This is a genomic window from Phosphitispora fastidiosa (assembly GCF_019008365.1).
Lineage (GTDB): Bacteria > Bacillota > Thermincolia > Thermincolales > UBA2595 > Phosphitispora > Phosphitispora fastidiosa.
This window is the reverse complement of record NZ_JAHHUL010000003.1, coordinates 212,748-229,193: the sequence shown is the minus strand read 5'-3', so window position 1 is coordinate 229,193 and position 16,446 is coordinate 212,748. Positions and strand designations below refer to the sequence as shown.

Below are 16,446 nucleotides of genomic sequence, written 5' to 3'. Positions count from 1 at the left end.
ATTCCCCCCCCTTTCTTTAAGCTAGCTCAACACACCCAAACCCCTGTGAATTCTTACTCCCAATCCCGGCATCCACAGCCATTTGCAGCAGTTCTCCCGGCCCGGTTAACACCACCTTCCCGGTATATCCCTTAATCACAGTACCTTTGTAGTTTAGCAACCTCATCTCCCCTCTGCCTAACCTCTGGATTTTGGCCACGCCCTGCGGCGCTTCCTTCCCGTAAAAGGCCTGATATTTTTTTCGCAAATTATTTTCCACCAGAGAATTGTAATCCGGGTCTCCCGGCTGAAAATAGCATGTGTACTTTCTTCCGTCCGGTCTCAGCAAGGTGCTGTATACCACAACAGGTGACAGCGTTCTAAGCACCACTCGGTCTCCTTCAACGCTATGATGTTGGACCACCATTTGCCCGACTTCCAGATTGCTGCTGCCAAATCTTACTGTTCCTTTGGTCAGCATCCCATTAGCTATGGATTGGCAAAAATGCTCCACCGGGGAAGACACAACAAGTGTTAAACTGTCAGAAAAAATGATGGTGTTTTTTTCTTTGACTATCCGAAATCTTCCCAACAACCGTGAAAAAGCAAATAACTTAAAGTTGCGGCTCCCGCTTTGGTATCCCTCCTCATGTAAAAAAGCTGCTAGTTTAGGATCAATGCCATTATATACAGCTGCCTGTACTAGATGGTTATATTGCAATGGTATTTCCAACTGGCCTGTCGAATGCAGAGAAAAATAAATATGCACTGTATCACCTCTTTTATAAATTATCAGTAAAAACTGACCGTAGTTTGTCAGTTAAAAGACAAAACTGCTCCCATACAGGAACAGTCGGTTTCCTAATACAATAATACATCTTTTAGTTTAATTTATAGTTAATTTATAATTTCGTTTATGTCTTCCGGCCGCAGATCCATGGTGTGATTCACCCATCATTTGACGGTTTTATAAATAACTTTGTAAATTTTTACAGTAATTCTACTTTGCTCCAAAGCATTCCTTCAAATTCATATTAATTTCGTTCGTCAGAATTCGATACTATTCGACAATTACTTTTTACTCTTTAGTGTATGTTGGCTGTTCGTTAACTTTTTTTTCAAATACATCCAAACTAGACTCAAAAAATATCACTGAAAAACATAGTTCAAGAGGTGGTAAATCTTTTGAGCAGTTCACCTGGACGAAAGACATATTTGACTTTTCATGGCGAATTTGTTTTTCCATTTTGTTACCCTCCATATCTATACAATATATAATCATAGTAAAATATATTTTTAGAAAAAAAATTTATAACCCTTATAGGTATACTTTGTTACAATTTATAATCATAGGTTTCAAATCCTCTTAGGTATTCTAATTCGGGTTGGAATTTTTGTCTCTTTACATTTATTATATTTATGCATTAATTTACATATCAGTACAACTAATTTTCAAACACAAAAATACCCCTCCCCTAATTAAGAAAAATGCAAACAAGAGTTCATTCTTAATTATCTTACAGGATGGGTATTTTAAATTTGTGAATTGCGGCAATGAATGAGAATTGCAGTACCAGGAAAAAAACTCTTTCTATACTCCCTGCCGGTTAAAAAAACCACGGTCTCCCGATTGTTATATACACATACGGCCTTGGCAGATACTCGGAGCCGCTAAAGGTATTCCATCCGGATACCACATAAACCCCCGGCGGAACCCGCCGCCCGCCATTGTCTTCCTGGTTCCAGACCTCCCGGTAAAACAGGTTTTCGCCCGGTCTCAGGATGATAGTCTCCACAACCTGCGGCGTAAACGGCGGAACATAGTGATCCCCCTGAGCAAAAAACCTGCCTGCCGACCAGCGCCAAACTTCACCAAACGGTCCGGCAGCAACAAAATCATAACGCTGTGTCGTAGGGAAAGTAAGCCTGACCGGCTGTGGTGAGACATTAACCGTGTTCAGGAACATCTGTACCGGTTCACCCGGAAAATAGAAATCCTTATTTGTTGACAGGACTGTTACCAGGCCGCCATATTGCACTACTGACCTGCCCATAAAATCCCCTCCAAAACGCAGTTTTTTTATCCTATGTTTGGAGAAGACAAAAAGATACGATGGCTGGTTATATGAGACTGTGCTCCCTGAGCCGCTGGGCCAGCAGGGTATTTCTCTGGGAGATTTTCCTGTTCTTCACTGCCATGGCCAGGGCTTTCTTGGAGCCGACAATAACCATCACTTCCCTGGCCCTGGTAATTGCCGTGTACAGGAGGTTTCTCTGCAGCATCATATAGTGCTGGGTGGAAAAGGGCGCCACCACAATCCTGTATTCACTCCCCTGACTCTTATGAATGGTCGTGGCATAGGCATGGATGACTTCATCCAGCTCAGATACCTCATATTGGATAACAGAGTCATCAAACTTAATCTCAACCGTCCTATCCTCACGATCAACTGAAACAATCCTGCCGATATCACCATTAAAGACGTTCTTATCGTAATTATTTCTGATCTGCATTACTTTATCCCTGACCCGGTACTGGACTCCCCCGTGCATGATATGCACCGGGTTGGGATTCAGAACATCCTGAAGAGTCCGGTTCAGATTGACAGCGCCTGTCTCCCCGCGCTGCATCGGGCAGAGAACCTGAATGTCATCAACCGGGTCAGTATCGTAATAACTGGGCAGCCTCCGGGAACACAGGTCTTTGATTATTTCCACAGCTTTTACCGGGTCATCTTCCTCGATAAAGAAAAAGTCACTGTTCTTCCCTCCCTTGATTACAGGAAACTCCCCGGTATTTATCCTGTGGGCATTAGTTACAATCATGCTTCCCTGGGCCTGCCTGAATATCCGCTGCAGCCTGACCACACTGACCGCACCGGAATCAATGATGTCATTAAGCACATTCCCGGCGCTCACCGAGGGAAGCTGGTCGGCATCGCCCACCAGGATAACAACAGTATCATTCCGGACAGCTTTAAGGAGGTTATAGAATAGAATAATATCAACCATGGAGGTCTCATCTATTATCAGGAGGTTACAGTCCAGCGGGTTTTCTTCATTTCTCTGGCACCCCTCGGGAGGCTTATACTCCAGCAGTCGATGAATGGTTTTGGCTTCCATACCGGTAGTTTCTGTCATCCTCTTGGCAGCTCTGCCGGTAGGGGCGGCCAGCAGGATGACGGCGTCCATTTTCTCAAAGGCCCGGATGACCGCCAGAGTTGTGGTTGTTTTGCCTGTACCGGGCCCTCCGGTAAGGACCATAAACTTCGCCTTTACTGCAGTCCGAACAGCATCTTTCTGGACCTCATCATAGGTAATGCCGCATTCTGCCTGGACCTGCCCGATTATTTCCTCAATATCCCCGGCGCTGAAACTGCTTTCCCGGGAAGTGATTTCCTGTATCCTTCTGGCAGCGCCGACTTCACTATAATAAAAAGGCGGCAGGTAAACATTGTCCTCTCCCTCAGGGATAAGCAGCTTTTCTGCAGCCAGTTTTTCTATTGTCCCGGTTATGTTATCTCTTTCCAGTTCCAGCATCTTTTCGGTCTGGTCGGTCAGTTCTTCCTTTGTGGCAAAACAATGGCCTTCCTTTGATAATTCATTAAGGATATATAAAACTCCCGAACGACACCGTTCGTAAGAATTCTTATCAAAACCAAGTTTCCCGGCAATTATGTCAGCAGTCCGGAAACCAATGCCCCAGATGTCATCAGCCAGGCGGTAGGGGTTGGCTTGGACTATTTTGATGCTGTTATCCCCATAAGTTTTATATATCTTTACCGCAAAAGAGGTGGAGACCCCGTGTGACTGGAGGAACAGCATCACATTCTTGATTTCCTTCTGCTCCTGCCAGGCCTCTGTAATCATTTCAACCCTTTTCCTGCCGATACCCTCAGCCTGAGCCAGTTTCTCCGGTTCTTCCTCGATTACCCTTATGGTATCAACACCAAAAGCCTTCACAATTCTTTTGGCATTGACAGGCCCGATACCCTTGATTAATCCGCTCCCCAGGTATTTTTCAATTCCGGCAACAGTGGCCGGGATTGTCTCCATATAATCAATAACCGAAAACTGGCGGCCAAACCTGCTGTCAACCTTCCATTCACCCTTCAGTTTAACAGCGGCCCCCACATTTGCGGCAGCCATATTCCCTACCACTGTTACCAGGTCCGGAAAACCCCTGGACTTTATCTTGGCAACAGTGAACCCATTTTCTTCATTGACATATGTGATTCGCTCAACTATTCCTGACAGGTATTCCATAAGAACAGGAACCTCCGCTTTGATTTGATTTTTAATTCTTCATCAGATAGGTTTCAGATCAAAAGTTGGTATAAATAAACGGAGTCTCGCCGCCGGTGGAAAACAAAACGATTAATACAATAAAAAAAGTCCAGAATATGCCGCTAATAATAAATTTATACTTCTTCATCATAATCCCCTTTCAAAAAAACAGGAGTTTCTGAAGGATATAAATACTTTGTTTGAAGTTTGTCGCGAAAAAAACCCACCCTGCCACAACGTAATTAAAAGTAAGAAAAGTACTAAAAATTCCGGCAAGTTTGGACGATTGCCACGCCTGGGGTAACTTATTTGAAATATATTTACTGTATAAACGCAGAATTATTAGACCTGCTCCATGATACAAACCCCATGCCATAAAGTGAAGCGCTGCTCCATGCCATAAACCGGTCAGCCCCATTACAATGAGCGTATTCAATACTATTCTTTTAAAGCTAACCCGGCTTCCCCCTAAGGGAATAAAGACATAGTCTCTGAACCAGGCGGTCAGTGACATATGCCAGCTTTTCCAAAATAGGGACAAATTGCGCTTAAAATACGGGTAATCAAAATTCTCCATAATTCGGTATCCCAAAAGCCTGGCGCTGCCAATCGCAATATCCGAGTAACCGGAAAAATCAAAATAAATCTGTACGGCGTATGCATAAGCCGCTATCCAATATACCATGCTGCTTAACCCGGCAGCATGCAAGTTCTCTGCGTAAATAGCCATTGTATCAGCAATAACTAATTTTTTAAAAAGTCCGATGATAACTCTTGAAACCCCATCACAGATGTATTCCCACCTAAAATAACGAGCATCCTTATCTTGAGCAGCAAAATTCTGCCAACGTTCAATCGGCCCTGAGGGTAATATCGGAAAGAAAAACATATATAACAAAAATTGGCCATAGCCTCCAGGGGACTGTTTTCCCTGATAACTGTCAACCAAATAGTGTATCAGCTTAAAAGTAAAAAAAGAGATTCCTAATGGGATTGCCAGATTAGTTGGGCTAAACGTTATTTCTCCACCCCAAAAGGACATAATTTGTTTTATCAGCGGTTGATACTTAAAATAAATTAAAATGGATATGGGGATTCCAATGCCAATAATTAACCACAACCGGCGCTCCCTAACAATTTTGCCTGCAAAAAAAGCAAGACTGCTTAGACAAAACAACAGCAAAGCAAAATATGGAGAGGCATAAGACACAAAAACAACACTTGCAGCCAGCAGGAGATGGGTTCTTAAAGTTTTCGGCAATAGCCAATATATTGCTGTTACAATAATCAAAAACAATCCATAGATCCATGAAGTTAAGGTCAAATTACCACTTCCTGTTTTTGATGATGTCTTTTTCCAGCTGTTTAGCAAGCAATTCGTTTCCTCTGGAATTCAAATGGACAGTATCCGAAAAATAAATATCCGGAACTGAATTAGTGTAATCTAAATAAGTAATATATTTATTAGTAGTAATTGCCTTCAGGTTTGCCAAGCTCTTACGCCAGGCTTCCTTATCTATCCCGTAATATTTATCGATCATTTTGGTGTTTTGCGGACTGTTATAAAAGATGGCATTCATTTCATTGTCATTAACCAGGTTTAAAATCATCTTGTAAAAAACTATTTGCGGGTTAGCGCTATTAGTGTTTACAGTTCCAAATGTATAACTTGCCTTGCCAATCTTGGAGTCCCAATCTTTGGAAAACCACGGTTGATACAACTCTTCTGCTTCTTTTTCCCTTTTTAAGGCCTCTTTAGGATTAATAAGTTTTAATTCCCAATCAGTTAGTTTTTCCCGAAAAGACTTCCCTAATAATATGCCTGTAATAGCGCTTCTGTTTTGATAAAGGCTCCAAACCTTGCCAACCTGTAAGTTGACTTGAGCATTAAGCTTTTCTGCAAAACTCTTATCATATTTAATTTTCAGGTCAGCCAGCTTCACTGCTTCAACGTGGTCATCTGACAATTCGACCACATTCTGATGTTCCAGAATTTCATTTCTATTGAACCAGCTGGTACTTATGTTATAAATAATTAAATCAACATCAACATCATCGTTAATTAATGAATTTAATATGAAATAATTCTCCGAAATACCATACCCTTTAAAAGCAAGATTAAAAATCTTAATTTGCTTATCCGGAAACAGTTTTGCTAAGTCTCGTTCCAAATAAGCCGGAATTGTATTTGAACTGTCTTTTACAGCTGAGCCGTAAGTTTGCGAATCACCTAAAAAAACAATTTTATAGCCTTCAGCCTTCTTTATTTCATTTATCATTGTTTGCAAGGATTCTAATTCACTGTTAATTAATCTGACACCACCAGGCTGCTGATAAAGATTTGCCCAATACAGCCTTATTCCCAAGTCAAGAATTAGCAGTAAACTTATCGTCAGCAGGCTGGATTTTGCAGTTATTCGAAAATAATTTAAAAAACCTTTACACATAAATACTTCTCCACCGCTCAGGATCTGCCTTTTTTATTGCGTTCTATTTCTTCCGCCAATTCGTTCAGGTATGCCCATCGCTCTAATAGTTCCTCCAACTGCATCTCAATGCCTTGCTGTTCTCCGGCCAGGTTCTGAAGCAGCACATAATCACTTCCGGCATGATTAATTTTCGACTTGACTGTCCGGAGTTCCTCTTCCACACCACTGATCACATCATCAATCTGCTCAAATTCCTGTTGTTCTTTGTAGCTGAATTTTAGGGGCCGGTTTTTTTGTTTTTGGGTATTATCCAATGTTTCATCTAACTTTTCTGAAGATTTCCCGGGATTTTCCAGTGGTTTGCCTTCTGCCCCCCGCGTTTTTGCTGAAACCAGGTAGTCAGAATAATTCCCCAGGTAATGCGCTATCCTGCCACCAGCGCTAAAATCAAGTATTTCATTAACAACCCGGTCCAGGAAATAACGGTCATGGGATACGGCAGCTACGACTCCGGGAAATTCATCAAGATAGTCCTCAAGGATTGTCAGGGTCTCTATATCCAGGTCATTTGTGGGCTCATCCAGCAACAGTACATTGGGAGAACCCATCAAAACCCGGAGCAGGTAAAGTCTTCTCTTTTCCCCGCCGGACAGTTTCTCAAGAGGGGTCCACTGCAATTCCGGAGGAAACAGGAAGCGTTCCAGCATTTGAGCGGCGCTGATTAGCTTGCCGTCAGCAGTTGTGATGAATTCCGCCTGTTCCTTGATATATTGAATAACCCTCAGGCTTTGGTCCATTTCCCTGGTTTCCTGGGAAAAAATACCTATCCTGACGGTTTGCCCCCTGTCAACAACCCCGACATCAGGCTCCAGCGTACCTGCGATGATTTTGAGCAGTGTTGATTTCCCAATCCCATTAGGTCCGATTATACCCACCCGGGCATCTCTTAGAAATGTGTAACTGAAATTATCTATGACTTTTTCCCCGGAAAAGCTTTTTGCGATACCCTCCAGGGCAATTACTTTTTTACCCAGACGGGCTGCCCCCACCGATATTTCCATCTTATCGGGTTTAGCGTCCGGGGCCTCATCCCTGAGCCGCTCAAACCTTTCAATCCGGGCCTTCTGTTTGGTTGTGCGGGCTTTAGCCCCTCTTTTAATCCACTTCAGTTCATTCCGCAGAATATTTAACCTCTTGAGCTCTGACGATCTTTCCTGTTCATGCCGTTCCAGTTTTAGTTCCAGGTATTTGCTGTAATTGCCGGGATAACTATACAGCCTGCCGTTCTCCAGCTCAATAATCCGGTTGACCACCCTATCCAAGAAATACCTGTCATGGGTTATCATTACCAGGGCGCCCCGACGCCTATTTAAATAAATTTCCAGCCATCCCACAGTTTCATTATCAATATGGTTGGTCGGTTCATCGAGGATCAGCAGATCAGCCGGGCTAAGCAAAGCCCCTGCCAAAGCTACCCTTTTTCTCTGGCCCCCTGAAAGAGTACCCACGATGGCATCAAAATCGTAAATCCCCAGCCTGGTGAGGATAGTCTTGGCTTCACTTTCAGCCTGCCAGGGATCTTTATTTATATGGTCATTACTTATATAGTCATTGTTATTAAAAATCTGCTGCAGTACCGTCGCCTCATCATCAAAATCAGGGTTCTGCGGCAGGTAAGCAACCCGCACAGCGCTGCCAACAGTAACCTCCCCTTGATCCGGAGTTTCTTTCCCCGCCAACAGCTTTAGCAAAGTAGACTTCCCGGTGCCGTTTATTCCAATCAGACCTATTTTTTCCCCTTCTGCAATCCCAAAGGTTAAATCACTGAAAAGTGTTTTCAGTCCATAGCTTTTCGTCAGGTTTTCTGCTGACAGCAAATTCACTGTTTTCACATCCTCTGTTAGGTATAATCACAGTCCCCTTGTTAAGTCAAATTACTGTCCCTTGAATTTCTCAGGCTTCTTTACCCTCCATTGAATAATCAAACCACAATTAGAGCATACCTCGGCAATAATCGCTGATCCCGTACTGAATAGCTTGTCTGCCGGACGCAGTACTGCATAACCATCAAGTTTCCCTTTCCCAATCTTCCTTGAACCGCACTCCGGACACCTAAAATCCTTATCCACAAACCCACCTCCTAAATTTTACTGCAAAAATCCGGTTTGCATTCCCCTGTAACATGTGTTATACTAAACAAGTTGATTGACGCGGGGTAGAGCAGTTGGTAGCTCGTCGGGCTCATAACCCGAAGGTCGGAGGTTCAAGTCCTTCCCCCGCAACCAATTTAAAAACACAAAGAACCGAGAGGTTCTTTTTTTTATTTACTTTTACTTTTTAGGATAAGTCCCATCTTCACCCTGCTCCCCAAAGAACCTGTCCAAATACTTTACCGGCACAGCCAAAGCTCTCCGCTGTCCCTTTCCTTTAGCTTTATCAGAAGCCACCGACCCGAAAACCACTGCAACAACCTGGCCATTATCGTTCAGAACCGGGCTGCCGCTGCTCCCGCTCCTGATTTCACCGGCAATCATGATGACCGGCACCGCCCAACTCCTTACCTTAACACTGCCGGTGACCCGGCCCTGGGTGACGACATCGGTAAAACCAAGGGGGTTCCCGATAATAAGCACTTCCATATTTGCTGTCACGGCAGAATCAGGTTTCAGTTCCAGACTGGGCAGATTCCGGCCCGCTATTTTTATTACAGCCAGGTCAATATCGGGATAAGCAGCCAGCACCTTGCCACTGTAATAGCTGCCATCCTGAAATACCACCCCCGCATTTTGGGCCTTGTCAACCACATGCTCATTAGTTACAATCAGACCCTCAGGGTCAATATTAAATCCGGTCCCCCGGCTTCCGGAAACCTCAACCCTGACAACCGCCTGCTGTAATTTCTGAATCCCGGGGTCCTGGGAAAGCTCCTGGGATTCTGCCAGGAAATCCAGGGGAAGTGCATTTATAATGCGAAACCAGTTGCCCCATATGGCAGCCAAAAAAGCTACTGCCACAAAAAGGCCTATTACCCTGAGGACAACTCGTTTGGGGCGGTCAACCCCGGAAAAATCCGCTGCGGTGCCATTTTTTGCAGCTTTATCTTCCACGGTTTCACCTTCTACAGCTTCAACCTCCGTGCCCTTAAAGTTGAGTTCTTCTATTAATTCAAGATCCAGCTCTTTACTGTCTTCCGGATTTATGGGGTCATCCCAGTTTTTCCGCTCCTTGGCCACTCATCCTCACCCTAACTGCTTATCATGCCTTCTGCTTAAAACCAGTTGTGAAATAATCGCCCCACAAAAAGCCAGAAACATATCCCACTGGGTATCCCACACATCCCCCTGAGTACCCAGAAAGTCCTCAGCTGCCTCACCACTGGCGACAGCTACCCACCACTCAATGAATTCATAAAAGGCGCTTATCGCCAGGCACACACTGACAACCAGGAAAAACAACATTTTGCCACGCTGCAAAGGCGTTTTCCGGAGTAAAACCTCCCTGACTATAAGCGCCGGGATAAAGCCCTGGGCGAAGTGCCCCAGCCGGTCATAGTAGTTTCTGGCCAGGCCGAACTCATCCCTGAGCCAGTTAAAGACCGGCATTTCAGCATAAGTATAGTGTCCCCCCACAACCAGGATTATTGCGTGAATACAGATGAGCAGATATATCAGGTTTGTCATTCGGAACCGGTTATATGTAATTATAACCGCTATTAGTCCAATTACAGCGGGCAGAACTTCAAGAACCCATGTATAGTAATCCTTTGGCCCGATTCCGGACCAGACAAATACTGCCAGGAAAATAAGCAGCAAACCCAGGTGTTCCCTGCTGACCCTGTTTTCCATTTTCACTCCACCTTTTGCTTAGAACATTCAGCCTGCAATTCACTTTTCTTCCAGCTTCCTCAGTACTTCCTTCAATGTTTTATCAATAGATTTAATTTTCACCAGCAAATATATCGGTAAACCAATACTCAACAGTATCAAAGGTACGAGGACTAATAGATTAACAATCTGCCATAAAGACCTGGCGAAGTCAAAGCTTACTGCATCAACATTCATAACATTTCTCCCCCCAAGTTAAATTATATTCCCCTGCCTCATGCAGTATCTTCCCTGCCCGCAGGCATCAGGAACCTGCCCACTGCCCAGGTCACCAATATGGATGCGGCAAAACGGAATGCCAGCAGTACCCACCCATTGGCCCCGATAGCGACAAAAAGCAGGGTATCCTCAAATACCGAGTGGTTAATGACCAGAAAAAGACTAATCAAGTAAAGGTCCCTCTTACAAAGGGTGCCCTCACGCGCCGCCTGGATGATTAAACCCGCTCCATAAGCAATCCCAAAAACCAGGCCAACCATAAGAGGAAATACGGCATCCGGTTTCATCCCAAAAGGCTTTACGGTCCAGTGGAGTTTGCCTGATATCCTGTCCAGGACGTTCAGGTCCTTCATAATCTCCATAAAAATCATCAGAGGTATTACAATAACTGCAATCTGTCCGACAAGTTCCACCAAACCGAGACCGGTCTGCTGCCAAAACTGTGCTGTTCCCATCATAACCACCCCGGCCACGCCAGGTTTAGGATAATCCCCGCAGCCAGCCCGCCGAGCACCCTTACCAATACCAGCGACCTGACCTTGATGCCTGTTTTCTTGCTAACCGCAGTCTCCACCAGAATGTTGTGGCAGATTAGCAGTACCAGAGATAACACTGTAACCTCCCGCGCACTCATGGGGATAGCTGCCATAGCGCCAATGGCTGCATACTGGTTAATAAAATTCCCGATTACCAGGGCCCCGGCTGCTTCTCCGGGCAGACCCATCATGCCCATCAGGGGTTGAGCGGCTCGGGATATCCAGTCCATCACCGGGGTCTCCCCAAGAAGGGTCACAATCAGGTATACCGGAACCATAACCAGTGCCAGTTCCCAGGTGGTAATAAGTCCTTTTCTGAGCCCGTTTTTGATTGTCATTATGCTTAACATAGAAGTCCTCCTGCGGCCTTACCTTCCCAAGCCCTTCCCGATTGCTGCCACAGATATGCGCAAGCTTTACTTTTTACTACGTTTCTTAGCTGCAAGCAGTTTGGAGGTAAAGGAATCCTCACTGTTCTTTTCGCCGGAAACAGGTGATTTTTCCTGCTGTCCCGCCACAGAAACTTTCCCTTTTGCTTCACCCGGGTCCTTTTCCTGACTTCCGGCCCAGGTGGTATGCTGCGCCTCCCGGGGGCCAGGGGTTCCGGTCCTGGTCCGATAGAAGTCCTCCCGGTCTTTTTTCTGTCTTTTTACTGCGCCCAGCACAGAAGTATGTTCACCCTTAGCTTCATTTTTAGCCACAGCCCTGCTGCGGAAACGCTGCCATAACAATGCGGCCCACCTGAGGTTCCAGTTAAACCTGCGGGCAGCTATATCCACCGGGAACATTAGTGTTGCCACAGCCAGCAGCCCCGTCCACAGGGGAATCTTCCCCCAGACTGCAGGTATTGGCAGTCTGCCTATTTCCGCGATATCTTTTTCCGGGTCCAGCACCCTGCCGCCGCCTGCCGCAGCGAGGGTGGCAAAATAATCATCACTAACAGGCCGGAACAGAAACTCAGGCGAATATGGCATCACCAGACCGGCGGTTTTTTGCCTGCCAATACCTTCACCGGTTCGCTGCACCACCTGAACTATATAGGCCCCGGGCTGCTCAGTTGCAAAGGATTCCCGGTACCGGCCCGGCCCCACTGCACGCAATGGTACTTCCTGCCCTGAGCCGTTAGGGGAGATAACCTTTGCTGAAATATCATGCACCTGCCCCGATTCCCCCGGTATCTCCACACTTACCCAGCCGCGGCCATCCTCGCGTCCTGTGGAGACTATCATATCACCTGGGGATTCCTGGGGCAGGGTCCAACTGACAACCTTGGCCCAAAACTCGGGAAACCGATGCCACTTAATCCATTCTCCGGCCCACCGGCCCTTGACATCACTGGTCCAGGCCGCTGTGCGCCCAAGCCCATACTGCCATCTGGCCAGCACCGGGTCCCCTTGATGGCTTGACAGGATAATTTCCGCCGTACTCTTGGGGGCAGTGGCCACATAGCCAAACAGAGGCGGCAGTCCTCCCGGAGGAAGAAGGCTGCTGCTCCCGCTCCGAACAGGGGTAAAGGGTTCCTGGACCAGGTAGCTTCTGGTAGCCATAATTGTCTCCCTGGTAAATATCTTGGGAATGCTCTCAAAGTCATCGGTAAAGTAATACCGCCCCTGGCCGGATTCAGCCAGGTAAGCAAGCAGTCTGGCATCGGAATCACCACCCACGGCAATAGTTGAGAGGGTAACATTGTCTTTTTTCATATTCTTCAGAAGCCCTTCATATTCTCCTCCATAAGCCGACTGGCCGTCAGTAAGCAGAATAATGTGCTTCACCTTTACCGGAGCCTTGACCAGAGAATTATAGGCTTCCTGCAGGCCGGGAAATATATTGGTCCCGCCTCCTGCCCTGATAGACCCGATGCTGTCTTCAACCTTTTCCTTGTCCTTTAACGGGGCAGTCTCGACGACCCATTTATAACTGCTGTCAAAGGCGACTACACCAAGACTGTCCCTGGCATCAAGGATTTCCGTTGCCCTTGTCGCTGCCTCTTTGGCCAGTTCAATCTTGGGAATACCGTAGTCCGTCCCTCCCATGCTGCCTGACTTGTCAATTACCAGGACCAGGCCGACACTGGGAATCTCACCTTTACCTCTGATATCCATATTCACGGGAAGCGCTTTTTCCACCGGGGTTTTAAAATAGCCTCCCAGCCCAAAGCTGTTCTCACCACCCACCATAACCAGTCCCCGCCCCAGGTCCCGAACATAGGTTTCCAGAGAATTCATCGTCTGATCCGGAATTTCAGTCGCCGATACATTAACCAGGACGATGGAGGAATACCCGGCCATTTCGGCCAGGGTTGCGGGTATGAACCGGGGGTCGGTAACCTCGCTCTCTATCTGCGCCATCCCCAGGGCATCGGCCAGAGCCCGGCTTTCCCCCGCTGTGCCCTCAACCAGGAGCACTTTAGGTGTTCCGGAAACCTGGGTGATGCCTATGCCGACATTGTTTTCCTTATATGTGTCTCCCTCGGCAGTCAGCTCTACCCGGTACGTATACAATCCCGGATTTTCAGCCCTGGCAGACCATACCAGCCTGTTATCACCTTTGGACAGGCTAATAGGCTCCTCTTTCAGAATCCGGTTGTCGGCCATAATCCGGATCGTGCCTTTGGTTGACGCTGTAGCCTCGATTACTGCCTGGATGTCAAAGTATTCTCCCTTACGCAAATGTGAAGGGAGGGAAACTGATTTCACCAGCGCCTCGGGTCCCATCTCCGGGGATACCGGAAGCACATCAAGCCTTATTCCCTGCTGCTTCAGCAGCCGGGCCTGTTCTATGGCATCTCCCCTGTTTTCCCTGCCGTCACTGATGAGAACAATTTGCTTGCCCCGGTTTTCGGGCAGCATGGCCCGGGCCAGCCCCATTCCGGCAGCCAGGTCGGTATAGTCCGGATTGGTCACTGACTGAAAACCCTGGAAATCAGGGCGAGGGCCCACCGGATTTTCCACCATGGCCTTTTGCCCAACACTGACCACACCTGCGGCAGCATCTGCAGGGAGACCGGCCAGTGAGTCGTTAACCCAGTCAGCGGTTTCCCGGCCAACCCCGGTCATAGATATAGAGGTATCGGCAACATAAACAACCGACCTCTCTTGATGCCTGAAGGTTAATTCCAGTCCTGACAGGGCCAGCACCAGCAAAACCACCATCAGGAGGCGCAGGGCCAGGAAGGCCTTTTGCTGCCAGGACGCAAATGCCCGGGGACTGCGTGCCCAGAGATAGACAAAATAAGGCAGCAGCAGCAACAGTATAAGGTAAAATGGCTGAGAAAAACTAATGCCCACGTAAATACACCCACCATTCGAGACAAAGGAATACCATGACCGCTATGATGATAAAAGGCCATAGTTCCAGGTTAACCCTGGTTCCTTCATTTGTCTTTACATCAAGATTACCTAATTTAAGTGTGTCAGCCGCCGCAATACTGGATTCCCGGGGAGAAACAAAACTGACCGCCATGTAGTCAACCTGCTTTTCTCCGCCGGCAAGCTGCTCAACCTTATAAAGCCCCGGTTTCCGGGTATCCCCTGAATTCAACATATAAGGAGATTTCAGTGTTTTTCGGGTATCATCAGGATTAATCAGCACAACCTCCTCTGCCCGGGGGGCAATATTGAGCTGAACCGGTGTTTCTGCGCTGACCTGCACTTCCCGGACGGCTCCCTGGGGAACGGTCCAGTCCAGGATATTTTGCATTAATATCGGGAATGCGGGCCTTAACGGCAGGTCTGACCTGTGCAGGTCAAAACCAAAGGCGGCCGCCCTTGAATTCGCGGAACTCTTTACTGTAATCAGGGCTCTGTCTCCGAGCTGCAGCACCGGTTCCCAGCCTCCGGAGGTTTTCAGGCCCTTGCTTTTTTCGATGTGAACATCATTCCAGGATACATAACGCAGTACCGGTTGGCCGGCTTCCATCGCCAACTCTCCGGCAGCAGGCAGCTCCCCGGAATCCACCAATCCGCTGCCTACAGGGGGATTAAAAACGACAAAATATCCTGACGGGTCCGGCTCAGGCCAGAAACCGTCAAAAACGCTGAGGGCATATGCATCTTTCTGTATATCCGGATAATCAGCGGGAGCAGCCTTATGGAGTTCCACACCGGGGTTTAACTTCAGGGCTTGTTCCAGAAAGATATTACCTGCAGTCACCAGTAAGGTCTTCACCTGCCTGCCCTTTTCCGGTACTATCCAGGAGACATTATCCACCTCCAGAGCATCTTTGGCATCAATCATTGCTTCGAGATACGGCAGTCCCCGCGGAATATCCCAATACACGTGTGCCGCCTGACCCGGCGCTACCTTAACCGCCTTGATATCAAGGACAGCATTTTCTGACCGGAGGGTGACTGCAGTCTCCATCTCCTCAGGCCCGTAATTATCTATCCTGGTCATAGCCAGAAGGCCCTTTTCCCCCTCACCTGTGGAAAAAGCCCCGATAGCAAGATTGTCTTCACTCCTGCCGATTTTACGATACTCAAAACCCGGGATCCCGGAAACACCCTCGGGAACTGCAATCCCGCCATCACTGAAAAAAACCGTCTGTGTCCTGGCGCCTTTTTCCAGAAGCGCAGTCACCAGAGACAGTGTTGTCTCCAATTCAGCTTCATAATAACCGGGGGCGACTTTTTTCAATGCAGCGAGAACCTCCCCGGCATCTTCGGTTCGGGTCACCAGCGCCTGTGGTGTCCTGCCTACCTTTATCAGAGAAAACCGGGTGCCCGGTTTCCGGCTTTTCACCAACGCTGTAATCTCCTCTTTAGCCAGGTCATTCCGGGTGCGGCCGTTTTCAAGTGCTGCCATGCTGGCTGAGGTATCCAGCAGAATCATCAGATCTTCACTGCTCTGCTGAATGCTTACCAGATATGGACGCATCAGGGCCATTACCAGAAGAAAGGCCAACAGCAGCTGAAGAAACATAAGCAGATTACGCCTCAGCCTCTGCCAAGGGGTCTGGGATAGGGTATCAGCTAGAACGCGCTGCCATAACAGGGTACTGCTGATTTCATATGCAGTTTTCTTCTGCCTTAGCAGGTAAAATAACACAATTACGGGGATAATCAGAAAAAACCCCCATGCTGCGGGAGCCAGAAACTGCATATCAACGCCCCT

At 47.2% G+C, this 16,446-nt stretch carries 15 protein-coding genes and 1 tRNA gene; 1 reads left to right on the top strand and 15 read right to left on the bottom strand.

Features of this window, described 5'->3' with window-relative positions:
* Positions 1–16: 16 nt before the first annotated feature.
* From cas6 to Ga0451573_RS05035, 8 genes are all read right to left on the bottom strand, one after another.
* Complete coding sequence (gene cas6 / locus Ga0451573_RS05070) at positions 17–748, bottom strand: CRISPR-associated endoribonuclease Cas6 (protein ID WP_231682800.1); 732 nt, start codon at positions 746–748, stop codon at positions 17–19.
* 309 nt (positions 749–1,057) lie between these two features.
* Positions 1,058–1,225, bottom strand: a complete 168-nt coding sequence (locus Ga0451573_RS05065; RefSeq protein ID WP_231682799.1) for a hypothetical protein — start codon at positions 1,223–1,225, stop codon at positions 1,058–1,060.
* 361 nt (positions 1,226–1,586) lie between these two features.
* On the bottom strand, positions 1,587–2,033 hold the full coding sequence (locus Ga0451573_RS05060; RefSeq protein ID WP_231682798.1) for a BsuPI-related putative proteinase inhibitor: 447 nt from the start codon (positions 2,031–2,033) through the stop codon (positions 1,587–1,589).
* Positions 2,034–2,100: 67 nt separating this feature from the next.
* Entirely contained in the window at positions 2,101–4,245 is a 2,145-nt protein-coding gene (gene recD2, locus Ga0451573_RS05055; RefSeq protein ID WP_231682797.1) for an SF1B family DNA helicase RecD2, read from the bottom strand.
* A 181-nt stretch (positions 4,246–4,426) separates the two neighbouring features.
* Positions 4,427–5,638, bottom strand: coding sequence for an MBOAT family O-acyltransferase (locus Ga0451573_RS05050; protein ID WP_231682796.1), 1,212 nt, complete (start codon positions 5,636–5,638; stop codon positions 4,427–4,429).
* On the bottom strand, positions 5,592–6,713 hold the full coding sequence (locus Ga0451573_RS05045; RefSeq protein ID WP_231682795.1) for an SGNH/GDSL hydrolase family protein: 1,122 nt from the start codon (positions 6,711–6,713) through the stop codon (positions 5,592–5,594). Before Ga0451573_RS05045 ends, Ga0451573_RS05050 begins: the two co-directional genes overlap by 47 nt.
* 17 nt (positions 6,714–6,730) lie before the next feature.
* On the bottom strand, positions 6,731–8,578 hold the full coding sequence (locus Ga0451573_RS05040; protein ID WP_231682794.1) for an ABC-F family ATP-binding cassette domain-containing protein: 1,848 nt from the start codon (positions 8,576–8,578) through the stop codon (positions 6,731–6,733).
* A 51-nt stretch (positions 8,579–8,629) separates the two neighbouring features.
* Complete coding sequence (locus Ga0451573_RS05035; RefSeq protein ID WP_231682793.1) at positions 8,630–8,824, bottom strand: transcription initiation factor TFIIIB; 195 nt, start codon at positions 8,822–8,824, stop codon at positions 8,630–8,632.
* A gap of 80 nt (positions 8,825–8,904) precedes the next feature.
* Here Ga0451573_RS05035 and Ga0451573_RS05030 point away from each other — a divergent pair.
* A tRNA-Met gene (locus tag Ga0451573_RS05030) sits at positions 8,905–8,980 on the top strand.
* Between the two features lie 45 nt (positions 8,981–9,025).
* On the opposite strand, the gene Ga0451573_RS05025 is transcribed toward Ga0451573_RS05030, so the two are convergent.
* From Ga0451573_RS05025 to Ga0451573_RS04995, 7 genes are all read right to left on the bottom strand, one after another.
* Entirely contained in the window at positions 9,026–9,928 is a 903-nt protein-coding gene (locus Ga0451573_RS05025; RefSeq protein ID WP_231682792.1) for a S1C family serine protease, read from the bottom strand.
* A gap of 6 nt (positions 9,929–9,934) precedes the next feature.
* Positions 9,935–10,540: a DUF2238 domain-containing protein gene (locus Ga0451573_RS05020; protein WP_231682791.1), complete on the bottom strand. Its 606-nt coding sequence runs from the start codon at positions 10,538–10,540 to the stop codon at positions 9,935–9,937.
* 39 nt (positions 10,541–10,579) lie between these two features.
* The gene (locus Ga0451573_RS05015) at positions 10,580–10,756 is read right to left on the bottom strand and encodes a hypothetical protein (protein ID WP_231682790.1); all 177 of its coding nucleotides are present in this window, start codon (positions 10,754–10,756) and stop codon (positions 10,580–10,582) included.
* A gap of 38 nt (positions 10,757–10,794) precedes the next feature.
* Positions 10,795–11,256 carry a nucleoside recognition domain-containing protein gene (locus tag Ga0451573_RS05010; RefSeq protein WP_231682789.1) on the bottom strand — a complete coding sequence of 154 codons (462 nt, stop codon included), beginning with the start codon at positions 11,254–11,256 and terminating at the stop codon, positions 10,795–10,797.
* Positions 11,253–11,684 carry a nucleoside recognition domain-containing protein gene (locus Ga0451573_RS05005; protein WP_231682788.1) on the bottom strand — a complete coding sequence of 144 codons (432 nt, stop codon included), beginning with the start codon at positions 11,682–11,684 and terminating at the stop codon, positions 11,253–11,255. The genes Ga0451573_RS05010 and Ga0451573_RS05005 overlap by 4 nt, the downstream gene beginning before the upstream one ends.
* Before the next feature lie 66 nt (positions 11,685–11,750).
* A complete protein-coding gene (locus Ga0451573_RS19995) occupies positions 11,751–14,621 on the bottom strand; it encodes a VWA domain-containing protein (RefSeq protein ID WP_231682787.1) in 2,871 nt (956 codons plus the stop codon).
* Positions 14,611–16,434 (bottom strand): vWA domain-containing protein, encoded by a 1,824-nt coding sequence (locus Ga0451573_RS04995; protein WP_231682786.1) that lies wholly within the window; start codon positions 16,432–16,434, stop codon positions 14,611–14,613. The genes Ga0451573_RS19995 and Ga0451573_RS04995 overlap by 11 nt, the downstream gene beginning before the upstream one ends.
* Positions 16,435–16,446: the final 12 nt, after the last annotated feature.

Coding starts and splice junctions, on each gene's coding strand:
- recD2 (WP_231682797.1), bottom strand. CDS start 4,245: ATGGAATACCTGTCAGGAATAGTTGAGCGAATCACATATGTCAATGAA.
- Ga0451573_RS05045 (WP_231682795.1), bottom strand. CDS start 6,713: ATGTGTAAAGGTTTTTTAAATTATTTTCGAATAACTGCAAAATCCAGC.
- Ga0451573_RS05010 (WP_231682789.1), bottom strand. CDS start 11,256: ATGATGGGAACAGCACAGTTTTGGCAGCAGACCGGTCTCGGTTTGGTG.
- Ga0451573_RS05060 (WP_231682798.1), bottom strand. CDS start 2,033: ATGGGCAGGTCAGTAGTGCAATATGGCGGCCTGGTAACAGTCCTGTCA.
- Ga0451573_RS05015 (WP_231682790.1), bottom strand. CDS start 10,756: ATGAATGTTGATGCAGTAAGCTTTGACTTCGCCAGGTCTTTATGGCAG.
- Ga0451573_RS05005 (WP_231682788.1), bottom strand. CDS start 11,684: ATGTTAAGCATAATGACAATCAAAAACGGGCTCAGAAAAGGACTTATT.
- Ga0451573_RS04995 (WP_231682786.1), bottom strand. CDS start 16,434: ATGCAGTTTCTGGCTCCCGCAGCATGGGGGTTTTTTCTGATTATCCCC.
- Ga0451573_RS05065 (WP_231682799.1), bottom strand. CDS start 1,225: ATGGAAAAACAAATTCGCCATGAAAAGTCAAATATGTCTTTCGTCCAG.
- Ga0451573_RS05020 (WP_231682791.1), bottom strand. CDS start 10,540: ATGGAAAACAGGGTCAGCAGGGAACACCTGGGTTTGCTGCTTATTTTC.